Raw genomic sequence first — 16,906 nt, 5'->3', positions numbered from 1 at the left:
GTTTTTCATATCTAAAAAAGAAGAATAGCTAGCACTGCATGAAATCTGTTGTCCTCCTCTCAAGCGTGCTATTCAGCACCACCATCTTTGCTCAAGCACCTAGCTCAGCAGAGTTTTATATTGAAAAAGCACAGCAGCTGAGGCTTGCCTCAAATGTAACTTGGCAACGTTTGATGTATGCCAATACTTCATCAGGACAAAGTGAAGTCACTTACCGTCCGTTCTTTTATAGTGCGAACGGACAAACTCAGCTCAAACAAGAGCTTGATGCCAATATTGCAGCACTCTTTACTCCAGCCGAATCCAATCAATCGATTCAATGTCGCTTTCCAGCCCGGTCAAAATGGCTCATAGGACAACTGAATATTGCATCAAACCAACTGCCTAAAGCCTCATGTCCTGAGCTGGATGAGTGGCTTGGGCAAATTAAGCCGTATAAGGCGACTTTAATTTACGCCACGGACTTTATGGGTAACCCCAGTTCGATGTTTGGGCATACCCTGTTAAGGCTCGATCCTAAAGACCAAAAACAGCTGAACTTAGTCTCTTATGCCGTGAATTACGCAGCGACAGTGGCCAATAGCGACAGCTTTTCTTTTGCATGGAAGGGCTTAACCGGGCAGTACCCGGGTGAGTACTCACTCATGCCGTACTATCGAAAAGTGAAAGAATATGGTGATTTGGAAAGCCGCGATTTGTGGGAGTACGAGTTAGCCCTGACGCCAGAAGAAACCAAAACCATGGTTGAGCATATTTGGGAACTCAAGCATGTGCAATTTCCTTACTATTTTATCAGTGATAACTGTGCCTATCGTTTACTGGGTTTAATTGATTTGGTACGGCCAGAGGTCAACCTACAGAAACAATTTAAAACCGCTGCGATTCCTGTTGAGACTATTAAGGCGGTCGATGAAAACCATCTAATTGCAGAAAGTGTTTACCGTCCAGCTTTAGAAACTCAATTGTTGGCACAAGCCAAACAACATGGTCAAGCTTTGGCAGCGGCTGCGCATCAGGTTGCGCAACTTGAACCTGCTCAAATGCAAGATTATTTGAATCGCTATGCGTTGGTGGATCAGGCACGTATTTTGGAAATGGCCTATGACCATGTGTATTTACAGTTAATTGCACAAAAGATTGCGGCAGAAGACGCCCAACCGCGTATTCGACAACTGCTGGGTTTGCGGAGTCAGATTGACTTGGAAAAGCAACGTCAAGTGGTCGAAGCGCCAAAAGTAGATCCGGTAAAAGGTCATCATGCGCGAACCGTTCAGCTTGAAGCGGGTGAAGTACAAGGTGACACTTTTTTCCGACTGAGCCATCGTCAGGCCTATCATGACTTGATAGACCCGCCAGGCGGTTTCCGTTTGGGTACACAGCTTAAGTTTCTAGACGGCAGCCTCGAATACCGTGATGATCGACTAAAACTGCAAGAACTAAATGTGCTGGAGGTCAATGCCTACAGTCCACTGACTGCCTTTAAAACACCATTAAGCTGGGGTTTTAACATGGGTTGGCAACAAGAGGCACTAAATCGAGATGGTGCATTTAGTGAACAGGATCAACACGGTGTATTCAATCTATCCAGTCAGTTTGGCTATAGTGTGGCAGATCAAGAGCGTCAACATTTATGCTATGCACAATTGCAAAATCATGTTCAAGCAGGCAAAGCTTTAGACCGAGGTTGGCGCGTGGGACTTGGGCCAACGGTAGGCTGCCAGAACATCTGGAGCGAACATATCAATAGTTTGGTACAGGTCGAGCTGCCATATTGGGAAGATAGTCATCAATGGCAAGTCAGACTGAATACTCAGTTGCAATATTTATTCAATCAGCAAAATGCGTTGAGGCTTCATTGGCAGTATCAACAGCAAAAAGGCAAGGATTGGGATCAGACGGGTTTGAGTTATATCCATTTCTTTTAATCTGATTCTCTTTTCAAAGCCCCTTTTATGGGGCTTTTTTTATGAAAGTCATTGCTGTTAAAACAACCAAACGTGAGCTTTACTTTTTATAAAGCGTTGAAAATGAAAGCTGATGGTGAAAATAAGTATTGAAATTTGTTATATTAATCACATAAATGTCTAGTAAGTCTCAAAAATATATAAATAGGTAAGTTTTATGAATGATGAATGCATGGCTAAGTTGGCCGAGCAATGGGGGAAAATTTGCCAACATTATTCAGTGAATGATCACGTTAAAGCGCAAAATTTTATTCAGCAGCATTCGTCTGTATTGGTTAATGAATTTTATAGCAATATTGTCTTGGAGCCTGAGGCTGCAGATTTTTTTAAAGATGACATCATTCAACAACGTTTAAAAAACAGTTTAAACCAATGGCTCATTGAAAGTTTCGACGTGGCTGTGAATGAAGCTTATTATGCAGCAGTTGAAAAACAACAAAAAGTTGGGCAGGTACATGCGCGGGTGGGCATTCCTTCTTGGTTGATCATGCGCGGTATTCGTGAGATTGAAAACAAGATCTTGGAACTCTTGGCTGGACTTCCGCTAGAAAACAACCACCACATGCTAAGTTATATGCTGCAAATTATGGGTTTTGCGACAGAAATTATGTGCAGATCCTATGAAGCCAATACTGAGCGAAGCCATGAAGTTAAGCATAGCTATCGCTTATTTTCTGCAATGCAAGATGTCGCGGTACAAAAAGATAAGCAGCGCAGTATTTTGCTTGACTGGGAAAATGAGCTGATGTTCAAAGTCTTCTCCGAGCATCCGCAGTTGCAACATATTGCTTTGTCTAAGTCGGAATTTGGTCTATGGTTTGTGCATAAAGCAGCGTATGCCTTTACGGGTGCAGAGCAGGTGGAGACCATTATCAGGCTGATTCAACAGGTCGATACCCTCAATTTTGACGTGCTCGACTGTCAGGATCAAACTCGGAAGGTAGAACGCATTCAAGAAATTCGTGATGTGAATCGACAGATTCAGCATTTGGTCGATCAACTGTTTCAAGTGACCGAATATATAGACTCAGGCAATGACTCGCTGACTCAACTTTTAAACCGTCGTTATTTAAGTACGATTGTGTCGCGTGAAATTAATTTTGCTCGTAAAAATGATGCGACACTCAGCCTATTGGCAATCGACGCGGATTATTTTAAACGTATTAATGATAAGTATGGGCATACAGCAGGGGACTTGGCACTGCGTTTTATTGCTGAAGTCTTGTTAGATGTAGCGAAGGGCAGTGACTATGCCTTCCGTGTCGGGGGCGAAGAGTTCTTATTGCTGTTGGTCGACAGTGATCTCACGCGTGCTTTACAAATCGCTGAAACGATTCGCATGCGGATACAAGAAACCCCAATTCGTACCGCTCATGGGCAAAGTTTTAGTTTTACCGTCAGTATTGGCTGTACGGTTTATAATGGTCATCCTGACTATCAACGCTTTTTAGACACTGCCGATTCGGCACTCTATGCAGCCAAAAATAAAGGGCGTAACTGTATTCATGTGACTGAAAAAGTCCTGAGTGTTTAAATCTCAGACTTAAACACGAACTGTTCTAAGACGCTTCAAATCGGTTGTTGAGGTGCTTATACCTCAACAATCACATAGTATTTTTTTACAGCTTCAATCACTTCAAATGTGCCGATAAAACTCGGTGGAATAATTCCTGCCTGACCTGCTTTGACTTCAATGAAGTTTTGAGTGTGGGCATCATGAATACGGATGCAGCCTTCCATCACTTGAAAGAATTCTTGTTTGTTGTCGGAAAATTGAATATTCCATGAGCCAACTTCACAGTGCCAAATCCCGCAGCCCATGTGTGGGTGTTCATATAGACTATAGGTCTGGCGCTGTGGGTTGCCTTGGACCAAACGGTCTGGACGTGGAAAATCAATACTCTGTTCGCCTTGGGTCAAACCATGACCTGCTAACCAAATTGCTGACATTGCGTATTCCTCTAAACAAAAAATGAATCGTTCAATGATATATGCATAAAAAAAGCCCCAACAGTGGTTGAGGCTTTATGTTTCAATTAATAGCTTTCAGGGACTGCACTTAAAAACTCACGACGCTCTTCTTTATTGGTTTTAAAGTCACCAATAAAAGAAACCGTGCGAGTAGTTGATTCTTGCTTGCCGACGCCGCGCATCATCATGCACATATGTGCCGAATCAATCATGACCGCTACACCACGTGCACCCGTCACTTCTGCAACCGCTTCTGCAATCTGCTGCGTCAGATTTTCTTGAATCTGTAGACGACGCGCAAACATTTCGGTAATGCGTGCAAATTTAGAGAGTCCAAGGACGTTGCCTTCAGGTAAATACGCAATATGTACGCGACCATAGAAAGGCAATAAATGGTGTTCACAGAGTGAGTAAAATTCAATATTTTTAACCAGTACCATTTCACGGTTGTCCGATGGGAACACCGCATTATTGGTCACTTCTTCTAAGCTTTTGCTATAACCAGACGTTAAATACGAAAAAGCTTTAGCAGCACGCATAGGCGTATCGAGGAGACCTGGACGGGTTAGGTCTTCACCAACGGCAGTTAAGATGTTAGCGTAGGATTGCTGCATAGACATAAGACGTGTTCACTTACACTGATATTGAACAAGGACGGCATTGTAGCAGAAAACTATTCCAATGCCTTATTTTGGACAAAAATCCGATTACTGTTTAAACTTTGGGTTCTTTTCAGCACGTTTTAGCAACACTAAAACTGCACCTGTGCCACCTTGCTTCTCCGGCGCACTGACAAAAGCCAATACATCGCGGTGTTGACGCAGCCAACCATTCACATAGGTTTTTAAAATGGCTTCTGGGCCTTTGCCGTGTACAATTTTAATGACATTTTGATTTTCATCTTTGGCCATTTGAATGACTTGTAAAACTGCGACACGGGCTTCTTCAACGGTGCAACCATGCAAGTCGACTGCTTCAAACCAACGAATGTTACCCGCTTTTAAATCTTCAAATACTTTGTGTTGTAATGTAGCAATGCGATAACTGAGTGCAGCTTGGCTCGCTACAGGGTTGAGCATTGCTTGAGTATCGGACAGCTCAGTTGCATCGGTATGCATTGGGCCTTCAGCCGCTGCACGTTTTGCTAAAGTTTGCGCATCGATTTTTTTCTTTGGATTTTTTTCTATTTTGGCAATGTTCGCGGTCTCCATCTTTTGGACACCTTGCATTTGTTTTTGGAACAACGCGAAATCATCTTCTGGCTCGGGCGGAGCAACTTGAGCTTGGGCCTCAGACTGTTTGATGGCAGTCGAATGCGGGTTAGTGATTTGCTTTTTAAAGTCTTTCAGTAAATTAAACTGCTCTTTAGAAAGCGAGGAATCATGTTTGCTCATAAGGTCAGAGAAATACGCGAAATAAGGAATTAGGTGACAATTATAATCTGGTTTTGTTTTGATTTGAACTGAATTACTCTCATTAGGGAAGAGTAAAAGCCTGAACACAATATGGCATCTAATATGTTGAATGGTGTGTAAAAGAATTATTGTTACAGATGCGCGTAAAACAGAAAAACCCAAGTAAACATACTATCTAGAACAGACAAATGATTTACTTGGGTTTGGACGGGACATAATTATTATGTCCTTAAGTGAGGACTCACTTAACTTGCACGTAAATTACTGAGAATTTTATCTAGTTTTTTGTCAATTTGACCGCGGTATACATCTGGTATGACACGTGAAATCTTAGTCAAAATTCGCAGTTGTGCGCCTGGAATGATCATAAACTGAGAAGAGAAAATACCGCTGTAAATTTCTTGACAAGCTTTTTCAACAGGCATACTACCACCCAACTGTTTTAATGCAGCTGTTACAGGTGAGCCATTTTTACGTTCTTCAGTCACCAGCGGCGTGTCTACTTCTGGTGGGCAAACCACGGCAACGTCAATTTTCTCACTACGCAGTTCCATGCGGAGTACTTCAGCCAAACCAATCACACCAAATTTAGATGCGCAGTAACCCGTATAACCATAGCAACCAACCAAGCCTGCAGCTGAAGCAATAAACACGATTTTAGGTGTTTTACCTTGCTGAACAGTTTGTTTTAAATAAGGTAAAGCAGCATGTGCAACGTTACGGCTACCGACAAGGTTAATATTAATTTGGCGTAAAAATTCTTCAGAACTCATGTCTTCAAAAGATTTCGCAATACTAATACCAGCAGAATTAATCAACAAGTCGGGCGTACCAAATGTAGCTACTGCTTCTGCGAATTTTGCATCTAGGGTGCTTTCGTTTTGCACATCGACTTCAAAACCGCAAACCGCTGGAGAACGTTTTTGTAAGTCACCAATCGCTTGTTCAATACCAGCATGGGCGAAAATACACACTTGGTAGTTATCTTTAAGTAATCGCTTGGTTAGTTCAAGCCCGATACCGCTACTACCACCTGTGATCCATGCTGTTTTCATATTCTTTTTCATCTCAATATCCTTATGAGTGTTTCGAGTTAGTTAAACGGATTCAACCGTTTTATTGTTGATAAGTACATCACCAAATTGTGTGCGGAGTTCTGCTTTCACAATTTTTCCTGTGCCATTGACTGGCAGTGCATCTACAAAAATGACTACGTCCGGAATCTGCCAGCGTGCAATTTTATTTTCAAAATAAGCTCGGGCTTCATCTTCAGTGAGTGTTGAATTTTCCTGTTTTACTGCAATTAAGATTGGACGCTCGTCCCACTTTGGATGACGTGCTGCAATTGCGGCAGCCATGCGAATTTCAGGATGTCCAACTGCAATATTTTCAATTTCAACCGAAGAAATCCATTCACCGCCTGATTTGATCAAATCTTTAGCACGGTCACAAATGGTCATATAGCCGTCTGCATTTAATGTTGCAATATCGCCTGTATCGAACCAACCATCTGCTGTGGTGGCACTTTTTTCTTGGTTGAAGTAATGATCAACAATCCAAGGCCCGCGGATTTGAAGATTACCTTGAGTATGACCATCGTTTGGTAAAGGCTTTAGGCTATCGCCATCCACAATGCGAAGTTCAACACCAAAAGGTGGGCGACCTTGGGTTAAGCGTAGTTTTTCAAAGTCTTCAGTGCTTAAAGCTGAATGTTTTGCTTTAGGTTGGTTGATGGTGCCAAGCGGGCTGGTTTCAGACATACCCCATGCATGAATGGTGTCACAAGCGTAGTTATCTTTGAAATCACGAATAATCGACGGTGGGCACGCAGCACCACCTACAACATTGCGGTTCATACTGTCTAAGGTTGTGCCGCGTTTTTTTGCAGCTGCAAGTAAACCTTGCCAGATGGTTGGTACACCTAAAGCGATGGTTACTTTATGGTCATCAATTAAGCTGGCTAAGCTATCACCATCCAGATTTGGCCCCGGAAGGACAATAGTACAACCTACCATTGCTGCTGAGTAAGGAACGCCCCATGCATTCACATGAAACATTGGTACGACAGGCATCACGATATCTGATGCAGACAAGTTGAGTGAGTCTGGGAAACACGTTGCCAGGCTGTGTAATAGTGTTGAGCGGTGACTATAAAGTACGCCTTTCGGGTTACCTGTTGTGCCTGAGGTGTAGCATAAAGAACTAGGTGTTTCTTCGTTAAACTGTGGCCACTCAAATTTATGAGATTGATCTTGAATTAATTCATCATAGAAAATTACATCGGGTAGAGCAGCTGCAACTTTTTCGTCACGTGTGCCATAACAGATAAATTTCTCAACGGTTGGGACTTTACCTTGAATCGCTTGGATTAATGGTAAGAAGGTTGAATCAAAGAAAATGGCTTTATCTTGAGCATCATTAATGATAAAGATGAGTTGCTCAGGAAACAGTCGAGGGTTAATTGTATGGCAAACATAACCACTACCTGAAACAGCATACCATGTCTCTAAATGTCGATGGTTGTTCCATGCAATAGTCGCTAGACGATCACCTTGCTGTAGATTAAAAGAGGTGAAAGCATTTGCTAAGCGTTTAGAATTTTGCTGAACTTGTAGCCAATTAGTCGTTGTAATTTGACCATTCACTTCACGTGAAATAATTGAGGTATCAGAGTGGTACTTTGCTGCATGCTCGATTAAATTGCTAATCAACAAAGATTGATGCATCATTTTGCCAAACATTTCATTCATCCTTGGAAGCCGTTTTTTTAATATATAAGGACTCTTAGGGTTTACTAAAAGTCCTCAAGGTCTGAGCTTATTTGTCGTTAAATGCGACTTCTGCACCTGGCTTAATATAGCTTGGCAATTTTTGACCAGTTTGTTGCGATACAGCAATTAATGTACGCTCAATCCAGCCTGCATCCATAATGAACATGAGTGAATCATCGTCATTTAGATTCACGTTGGCCCCTTCAACAATGATGAAGCCTTCAGCACCTTCAGGGGTTGATAAGGTATGGATAGAGCCAGCTGGTTCGAATAAATAGCTACCGGCAGTTTGAACATCTTCAGGATATTCAACATAATGCCATGAACCAGCAGTTGTGTAGAAATGTACAACACCTGTGTGGAAGTGGCGTGGCATTACAACGCCAGCATCAAAACGAGCGTAGATAATCCATTTACCATTGTCAGGATCTAAAAAGCATGGTGTAACATGCACGCCTGGCAAAGCATTTTGAATTTCACCTTCTTTGATGTTGATAGTTAATAAACGATCTTGATGTTTAATAGATTGTGCAATACTCATGACAAACTCCTTGTATGTCGTTATTTCAGAATGCGATACCATGTATGGGTATCTAATGTTTCCATGTCTTCGAGCATAACAATGTTTGAATGAATACAAACCACTCGAAAGAATGGATTTAGAATTGTTTGAGAATTGTGCGAATGAATAGTTTAAAATATATATTTGAAATCATGATTTTGATTCAATATCACATTGTGTCATAGCCAGCCCTCTACTAATTTATAGGCGCTTGGAGCATTGAATAAGCATAAGATTATGGTTGAACATGATTTTGTGAGTAATGCAAATTTCAGGGAAGTGAAGTTTGCGAATGTAGTTGAATAAAAAAGATTGGATGAGTAAAAATGCAAGTGTTGAAGACTAAACTTAGTCGTCCGAGCATGATGAATGATAGGGCAATGCAACGTCCTTTGTTGTTAAGTCAGATGGTAGAGCATTGTCAGTCTTCTCTAGTATTTATTCATGCTGCAGCGGGTTATGGAAAAACCACGTTGATGTATCAACTAAGTGAAGCACTCTTAGCTCAAACTAAACAAGTAAGCTGGTTAACTATAGATAGTGATGACAACGATCCCATTCGACTATATCAGTATTTACGTTTGGCACTTTTGGGATCAAATGCATTGTATGCGGTTGCACATGGGCAGATTTATAAGCAAAACATTATTGAATTAACTCAGAAAGTAGCAGAAATTGAAGCCTACATCGTTTTATTTATTGATGAATTAGATGCGTTGGAAAACCAAGAGTGTTTAGATATTATTTGGTGGTTATATCAGTATTTACCTAGTAACTGTCATTTGGTGATTTCTTCACGGATCAAACCCAATTGGAGTTTTACTAAAGAATATTTATCAGGTCGTTTAAAGTGGGTGACTGAAGCTCATCTCAGTATTAAGCCACAAGAAAGTAGGGAGCTCATTCATTTTTTGCATCAGCAAAACTTTGATGACATTACCCTAACAACAGAATTAGCTGAACAACTGATTGATAAAACTGAAGGTTGGCTTACAGGAATTCAACTCACCAACTTATATTTGAAGAATTACCATGATGCTGCATCCGTTATTCAAAGTTTAAGTGGTGTGCATACGCAGATAGTCGACTATCTGAGTGAACAAGTCTTTGCGCAGCTTCCACCAAGTGTCCAAATATTTTTATTACACATGAGCGTGCTGAAAAAAGTCAATTTGCCCTTGGTGCAAGCAGTGACAGAGCACCCACACGCACAGAGCTTTTTGGGCGAGATTCAACAACGTGGTTTATTTATTTTAGCCATCGACGAGCAACATTATTGGTACCGTGTACATCATTTGTTTCGTGAGTTCTTGGAAAACCGATTTAAAGCGACTGACATAAAACAGTATGAGCAAGCACACCACAGAGCCGCGCTTTGGTATCAAACACAAGGTTTCCTAATGGAAGCTATCTATCATGCGCAGCAAGCACATGATCAAGTTATGGTACTAAGGTTACTCGAAGATGTGAGCCGAGAATTGGTTTTAGATGGTCGTGTCTATACTTTACTTGAGCTGGTGAAGCAGATACCTGAAGATGACCTTGGAGAGCATTTTCACTTACTGTACGATACGATTTGGGTCTGCTTATTGACCCATCAAACTGAGCTTGCGAATCATTATATTCAGCTGTGGGATACAGTTAAATCGAGTGATAACTTGAGATTACATGATGATCAGCACGGGCTTGCTCCAATGCTTGCATTGCTCGAAGATGAATTACCTAAAGCCTATACGCTAGCACAGAAAAACTTACTGAAACTACCTGAAACAGCATATTTTACCCGAGGTCCTTTGATTGGTATTGGAGTGTTGTACCACATTTGTTTAGGGCACATTGCTGAAGCAAGAAAACTGTTGATTCAAACCCGAGCAACATATGTACAAGGTTATAACGCATACGGCTTAATTTTTACTGACTGCATAGATGCTACCTGCGAACGTTTAATGGGTAATTTAAGTTTAGCCGAAGAAAAGTTTAATCAAATTGGTAAAGGGCCTGATTATCAAAAGCTTAAAATAGATCAAGATAACCAAATTGCTGTTGATGCGATTACCAGCAGTTTGAAAGCTGATTTGTATTATGAAATGAACAAAATCGATTTGGCTGAACAGGCTCTAGAAAGCTTTAATGGTGGCGCACAACTGGTCATTCCAGACATGGTGATTATTGGCTATGTTTTACAGTTTAAATTGGCACATTTACGTGGTGATATTACCGCAAAACAATCTTGCCTCACTCAGTCACAAATTAAGACTACCGACTGGTCAATTCCACGATTGGCTCAGACCGTGCAACAGGTTTATGAGCATCAAATCTTGTTAGATCAGATATCTCCGGGCACTGAGCATGATTTGGATTGTGCTGCAGATATTCTAGACTCAGCACCAGTAAAAAATATCACTAATCTGCTCATTGGTGATGACTTACTTATTTACCGAGAACTGATTTTATGTGGAAAAATAGAGCAGGCCTTGCATGGGTTGAAACAAGAAGCTCAGCAATGCAAAGTCTATCCTTTACGCCAAATTCGTATTCAGCTTTTACAAGCTTTAGCATTTTATCATTTTGATCAACAGCAACTGGGATTAGATTATTTGCAAAAGGCTTTGGTTGCTTTGATGCCGACTCAGGCAGTGCGGATAGTTCTAGATGAAGACCCTTTAATTTGGGATATGTTAAGTCATTTAAGTCAACATTTAAGTCGACAGAAGCAAAAGCATACAGTTGTATTATTGGATTATATTCAACAACTTCAAAAGCTTAATCAAGTTGAAGACAGCGATGACGTTTTGATCGGTAGTTCTGGCATTGAGGCCTTATCAAAACGTGAAATACAAATTTTAGAAAAATTAAGCCGCGGTTGTACCGATGCTGAAATATCTGAGTCAATCTTTTTGTCCATCAATACGGTGAAATGGCATCTACGTAAAATTTATAACAAGTTGCAAGTTCGTTCTCGAATGGAAGCGGTGAATGAAGCCAAGAAACAGGGTTTAATTGAGTAATTTAAGATTGAATAATTTTTTATGTGTTGCTGTTTAACGAGATCTTCAACAGCTTTTTTGAAAGGATATATCGCACAGTATTCAGGGCAAGGGCATGCCTTACCCTGAATATGCCATTAAAGTGATTTAGGTGTTCCAAACAGCTCAGTAAAGGCGTGGTCTGGACGCGGCTGCTTCATAAAACTTTCACCGACCAAGAAAGCATGAATTTCATGCTCTTGCATCATTGCCACATCCGCTGGGGTCGCAATCCCACTTTCAGTCACCAGTAGACGAGATGGTTCAAGCAGTTTTTTCAGACGAATCGAGGTGTTTAAATCCACATCAAAGGTTTTTAAATTGCGGTTATTGACACCCAATACGCAACGCTCAGATAGACGCAAAGCACGTTCAAGTTCTGCTTCGTCATGTACTTCAACTAAGACATCTAAATTTTGCTCAAAAGCCGTTTTAGACATTTCTTCGAGTTGTTGATCTGACAAGCATGCCACAATCAGAAGAATACAGTCGGCATGTAAAGCACGTGCTTCAATCACCCCATAAGGGTCAATCAGAAAGTCTTTGCGTAATGCAGGCAGGGCACAGTGAGAACGTGCAATTTGAATATTCTCATCGGCACCTTGGAAAAAATCGACATCGGTTAAAACCGATAAACATGCTGCACCTGCAGCTTCGTATTGCTGAGCGATTTCAGCAGGATCAAAGTTTTCACGAATGATGCCTTTAGATGGTGATGCTTTCTTAATTTCAGCGATCACACCCGGTTGTTTGCTCAGTAAAGACTTTGCAAAACCACGTACAGGAGTTGCCTCAAGTGCCCATTCTTCCACATCTTTATAGCTACGTTGTTTGAGGCGTGCAGCAAACTCTTCCTGCTTGCGATCCACAATTTTGCCTAAAATCGTATTTGCGATATCTACCATGACAAAATCCTGTCTATCAAGCGTCGTATTGTTTAAGGGTTTTGCTGAATTCAGCAAGGATGCTCATCTTTTCTAAAGCTTGTCCGCCGTAGATGATGTCATGTGCTAAAGCCACGCCTTGTTTATAACTGGTACAAAGTCCAGAGACATACAGACCAGCACCTGCATTTAAAGCAATCATATTGGCTGCTTTTTCGCCTTTATCAGATTTGTTTTTACCTAAGGCATCTTTAATTAGGCTTAAACTTTCAGCAGAATCTTGAATGATTAAACCCGTTAAAGTTTGCGATTCGATCCCAACATCTTCAGGTTGAATCTCCCATTCGGTGACTTCGCCATTTTTGAGTTCAGCCACATAGGTGCTTGATGCAAGGCTAATTTCATCTAAACCATCTTTCGAATGAACGACCATGACATGTTCTGCGCCCAGTTGTTTCATCACTTCTGCAATAGGACGACATAATTCAGTCGAAAACACCCCAATCACTAGACGTTTTACTCCAGCCGGATTCGTAAGCGGGCCAAGTAAATTGAAAATACTGCGAATGCCTAATTCACGACGCGGGCCTACCGCATACTTCATCGCTTTGTGATGATTCGGGGCAAACAAGAAACCGACACCCATTTCACGAATACAACGTTCAGTTTGTTGCATGTTTAAGTCAAGTTGGATGCCTGCTTGCTCTAACAAGTCCGAGGAACCCGATTTGGTTGAAACACCACGGTTACCATGTTTAGCAATGGTTGCACCTGCCGCTGCAATAACAAAAGCAGATGCAGTCGAGACGTTAAATAAGTTCTGACCATCACCACCTGTACCGACGATGTCGACTAAATAAGGCACATCACTGACATCAATTTTGATGGCAAACTCGCGCATGACACGAGCCGCTGCGGTAATTTCATCAATACTTTCACCTTTTAAGCGAAGACCCATCATCAGTGCACCAATTTGGGCATCTGTTGCTTCACCATTCATGATGGTGCGCATGACGTCTTCCATTTGCGGCTGCGTCAACTCAATGTTTTTAGTGATGTTATTTAAAGCTTGTTGCATATTCATTTTTCACTGCACTCATTTATGCGTAAATTTCTAAAAAGTTCTTAAAGATTTGATGGCCATGCTGACTCAAGATTGATTCTGGGTGAAATTGCACGCCTTCAACGGCAAGCGTCTTATGCTTTACACCCATGATTTCTTCAATTGAGCCATCTGCTTCATTGGTCCAGCAAGTCACTTCTAAGCATTCAGGCAAGCTTTCTTGATCAATCACCAGTGAGTGATAACGCGTTGCTGAAAACGGAGAAGGGAGGTCGCTAAAAATGCCTTTATTCGAATGGTGCATGTCAGACAAACGCCCATGCATCACTTTTTTGGCACGAATGATTTCGCCGCCAAAAGCCTGACCAATGGCCTGATGTCCTAAGCACACCCCTAATAATGGAATTTTTCCAGCAAAATGCTGAATGGCTGGAATGGAAATTCCTGCTTCCGAAGGTGAGCATGGGCCAGGGCCAATCACAAGATACTTAGGTTGCCATCGCTCAATATCCTCCAATGTCACGGCATCATTACGTACTACTTTTACTTCTTGATTTAACTCGCCAAAATACTGGACGATGTTGTATGTAAAAGAGTCATAGTTGTCGATCATTAAAAGCATGAGCTTAACCTATTGAAATTTATGCACATAAATGTGCTTGAAGAGTCCCGTAGTATTCGTGCGATTACATTATAAAGCTATAAGTAAATTATTTTTCTCATTCAATGACTTGAATGGAGGCACAAAACCGAAATTATCATAGCAAAAAATACACAGCTAGGGCGCGACATTTTTTTTCGGGCCTAAAAATTACAATGGGTTTTGTTACTAACTGATATAGAGTTTATGAATATCTCAGATTAAAATCCTAACGAGAAGCCTCGTGGACTATGTGTAAATGTCATGAAGCATGCATATTCAATGAATATAAAAAGAATATCTTCTGATGTTGTGAGCCAAAAACTCCCAAAATATCACCAAAACAGAGCATCTTTATTTACTTAGTCACATCTGAGATTTCGGCTTTATATAGGGTTGAATGACGAGGTTTTAACTTTTCATAAAGTTAAATAAAAACAATTAATTATGTTCTTTATATTTGACTTTAGGTATATCGCCCGCCGTGATATGAGGTGTTGAAGTCAAATCAAGGCGAAAAAAACAGCTTAAATAGCGCTCTAATTTATAAAAAACGGGTGGAAATTGCACAGTGAAATTTAAAAATGCACCATTATGATCCACACTCAAAATCTTTTAGATTAAATGTGAAGAAGCATGCTTGAATATGGTGCATTTAGTTTTTAGCTCAGTATAATAGAGCCAAAGCAAACAGCTTAAAACTGTTATTCTGATAATGAATTCAATATTTTAGCTAAGCTTTTTAAAGTTGGTACGGTAATTGCTTTAGAACAACCAACTACTAACACGCACTAAAGAGTGCAACAAAAATTCATCGGAGCAAAATGAGCATGGCGAACAAGGTCCTACAACTCATCCAAGAAAGTGGCGCAAAATGGGTCGATTTCCGTTTTACGGATACTAAGGGTAAAGAACAACACGTAACTTACCCAGCAGATACTATCGACGAAGATACTTTTGAAGACGGTAAAATGTTTGATGGTTCTTCTATTGCTGGTTGGAAAGGCATTGAAGCATCTGACATGATCTTACGCCCAGATGCTGCAACTGGTTTTATCGACCCGTTCTTCGCTGAGCCTACAGTAGTTGTTACTTGTGACGTTATTGAGCCATCAACAGGTCAAGGTTACGACCGTGACCCGCGTTCGATTGCTCGCCGTGCTGAAGAATACCTAAAATCGACAGGTATTGGTGATACTGCATTCTTTGGTCCAGAACCAGAATTCTTCGTATTTGACGAAGTAAAATGGGAAATTGATATGTCTGGCGCGCGCCATACATTGATTGCTGAAGAAGCTGCTTGGTCAACAAACAAAGACTACGAAGGCGGAAACTCTGGTCACCGTCCACGTGTTAAAGGTGGTTACTTCCCAGTTCCTCCAGTTGACTCTTCACATGACATGCGTGCTGATATGTGTGCGCGTATTGAAGACATCATGGGCCCAGGTCGTGTAGAAGTACACCACCACGAAGTTGCATCTTGCCAATTAGAAATTGGTGTAAGTTTCAACACAATGGTTCGTAAAGCAGACGAAGTACAACAGTTCAAATATGCTGTTTGGAACGTTGCGCACCAATATGCTAAAACTGCGACTTTCATGCCTAAGCCAATGGTTGGTGATAATGGTTCTGGTATGCACGTTCACATGTCAATCTCTAAAGATGGCAAGAACTTGTTTGCTGGTGATGAATACGCTGGTCTTTCAGAAATGGCGCTTTACTTCATCGGTGGTGTAATTAAACACGCTCGTGCATTGAACGCAATTACGAACCCTTCTACAAACTCGTACAAGCGTTTAGTTCCGCACTTCGAAGCACCGATTATGTTGGCTTACTCAGCACGTAACCGTTCTGCTTCTATCCGTATTCCTTACGTTTCTAGCCCGAAAGGCAAACGTATCGAAGCTCGCTTCCCAGATCCAATGATGAACCCGTACTTAGGTTTTGCTGCATTGTTAATGGCGGGTCTTGATGGTATCCAAAATAAGATTCACCCAGGTGAAGCAGCTGACAAAAACTTATACGACCTTCCTCCTGAAGAAGAAGCGAAAATCCCTACAGTTGCGCACAGCCTAGATATGGCTCTTGAAGCGCTTCAAGCGGATCATGAGTTCCTTCTTAAAGGTGGTGTATTCACTAAAGAAATGCTTGATGCATATATCGAACTTAAAACTGAAGAAGTGCGTCGTTTGAACACGACAACTCACCCAGTTGAATTTGATATGTACTACAGCTTGTAATTCTGAACTGAATTTCACTGTAAAAAACCCGCGCTAGTCGCGGGTTTTTTTGTATCATCTGTTTAACTTGAAAAAAATTGATGAGAGCAATGGCACAGCGTAAGAAGCACACCAGTTTTTATCCTTGGATTGACCCTAAAGATCAAGACAAAGGATTTAAGCTAAATTTTTCGATGGTGACTTATATTGAAGTTGGTCGCACCCCTGAAGGTTACAAGCAGGCAGAATTTGTTGCATTGAAAAGCCCAGAGTTGGCACTGGATTATGATTATCCTCAAAGTTTTTATTTGAGTGCTGAAGGTTTTATTTTGGTGAAAACTCCGCAAGGTAAATTTGAAACCATTGCAAAAACAGATAATTGCTAAAGATT

At 41.1% G+C, this 16,906-nt stretch carries 14 protein-coding genes; 5 read left to right on the top strand and 9 right to left on the bottom strand.

From position 1 onward, the window contains the following. Positions 1–38: 38 nt before the first annotated feature. Complete coding sequence (locus KVY11_RS11360) at positions 39–1,925, top strand: DUF4105 domain-containing protein (protein WP_218288991.1); 1,887 nt, start codon at positions 39–41, stop codon at positions 1,923–1,925. A gap of 196 nt (positions 1,926–2,121) precedes the next feature. Next, complete coding sequence (locus KVY11_RS11355; protein WP_218288990.1) at positions 2,122–3,498, top strand: diguanylate cyclase; 1,377 nt, start codon at positions 2,122–2,124, stop codon at positions 3,496–3,498. A 56-nt stretch (positions 3,499–3,554) separates the two neighbouring features. Here KVY11_RS11355 and KVY11_RS11350 read toward each other — a convergent pair whose 3' ends face one another. The 6 genes from KVY11_RS11350 to KVY11_RS11325 all read right to left on the bottom strand — a co-directional run bounded on the left by KVY11_RS11350 (position 3,555) and on the right by KVY11_RS11325 (position 8,662). Further along, positions 3,555–3,914, bottom strand: coding sequence for a cupin domain-containing protein (locus KVY11_RS11350; protein WP_218288989.1), 360 nt, complete (start codon positions 3,912–3,914; stop codon positions 3,555–3,557). A gap of 86 nt (positions 3,915–4,000) precedes the next feature. After that, entirely contained in the window at positions 4,001–4,549 is a 549-nt protein-coding gene (folE, locus tag KVY11_RS11345) for a GTP cyclohydrolase I FolE (protein WP_171054237.1), read from the bottom strand. 93 nt (positions 4,550–4,642) lie between these two features. Continuing rightward, complete coding sequence (locus KVY11_RS11340; RefSeq protein ID WP_004695682.1) at positions 4,643–5,329, bottom strand: Smr/MutS family protein; 687 nt, start codon at positions 5,327–5,329, stop codon at positions 4,643–4,645. Positions 5,330–5,595: 266 nt separating this feature from the next. Continuing rightward, entirely contained in the window at positions 5,596–6,417 is an 822-nt protein-coding gene (locus KVY11_RS11335) for an SDR family NAD(P)-dependent oxidoreductase (protein WP_234964691.1), read from the bottom strand. Positions 6,418–6,447: 30 nt separating this feature from the next. Continuing rightward, the gene (locus tag KVY11_RS11330) at positions 6,448–8,091 is read right to left on the bottom strand and encodes a long-chain fatty acid--CoA ligase (protein ID WP_218288988.1); all 1,644 of its coding nucleotides are present in this window, start codon (positions 8,089–8,091) and stop codon (positions 6,448–6,450) included. Between the two features lie 76 nt (positions 8,092–8,167). Beyond that, complete coding sequence (locus KVY11_RS11325) at positions 8,168–8,662, bottom strand: 2,4'-dihydroxyacetophenone dioxygenase family protein (protein WP_168158110.1); 495 nt, start codon at positions 8,660–8,662, stop codon at positions 8,168–8,170. Between the two features lie 347 nt (positions 8,663–9,009). Here KVY11_RS11325 and KVY11_RS16625 point away from each other — a divergent pair, with 347 nt between their 5' ends. Next, positions 9,010–11,691: a LuxR C-terminal-related transcriptional regulator gene (locus KVY11_RS16625; RefSeq protein WP_256350750.1), complete on the top strand. Its 2,682-nt coding sequence runs from the start codon at positions 9,010–9,012 to the stop codon at positions 11,689–11,691. Positions 11,692–11,807: 116 nt separating this feature from the next. On the opposite strand, the gene trpC is transcribed toward KVY11_RS16625, so the two are convergent. The 3 genes from trpC to KVY11_RS11305 are packed head-to-tail and all read right to left on the bottom strand — an operon-like array spanning position 11,808 to position 14,278. Beyond that, positions 11,808–12,614, bottom strand: coding sequence for an indole-3-glycerol phosphate synthase TrpC (gene trpC / locus KVY11_RS11315; protein ID WP_218288987.1), 807 nt, complete (start codon positions 12,612–12,614; stop codon positions 11,808–11,810). A gap of 16 nt (positions 12,615–12,630) precedes the next feature. Then, positions 12,631–13,677, bottom strand: coding sequence for an anthranilate phosphoribosyltransferase (trpD, locus tag KVY11_RS11310; protein ID WP_005400478.1), 1,047 nt, complete (start codon positions 13,675–13,677; stop codon positions 12,631–12,633). A gap of 16 nt (positions 13,678–13,693) precedes the next feature. Further along, positions 13,694–14,278, bottom strand: coding sequence for an aminodeoxychorismate/anthranilate synthase component II (locus tag KVY11_RS11305; protein ID WP_004695699.1), 585 nt, complete (start codon positions 14,276–14,278; stop codon positions 13,694–13,696). Positions 14,279–15,120: 842 nt separating this feature from the next. Here KVY11_RS11305 and glnA point away from each other — a divergent pair. Together glnA and KVY11_RS11295 are read left to right on the top strand one after the other, a co-directional pair. Then, the gene (glnA, locus tag KVY11_RS11300; RefSeq protein ID WP_005400480.1) at positions 15,121–16,536 is read left to right on the top strand and encodes a type I glutamate--ammonia ligase; all 1,416 of its coding nucleotides are present in this window, start codon (positions 15,121–15,123) and stop codon (positions 16,534–16,536) included. A gap of 89 nt (positions 16,537–16,625) precedes the next feature. After that, the gene (locus KVY11_RS11295) at positions 16,626–16,901 is read left to right on the top strand and encodes a hypothetical protein (protein ID WP_218288986.1); all 276 of its coding nucleotides are present in this window, start codon (positions 16,626–16,628) and stop codon (positions 16,899–16,901) included. Positions 16,902–16,906: the final 5 nt, after the last annotated feature.

The sequence above is a fragment of the Acinetobacter sp. CWB-G5 genome, from assembly GCF_019209785.1.
Classification (GTDB): Bacteria; Pseudomonadota; Gammaproteobacteria; order Pseudomonadales; family Moraxellaceae; genus Acinetobacter; species Acinetobacter johnsonii.
The sequence above is the reverse complement of the archived record's forward strand: the minus strand, read 5'-3'. Positions and strand labels throughout refer to the sequence as shown.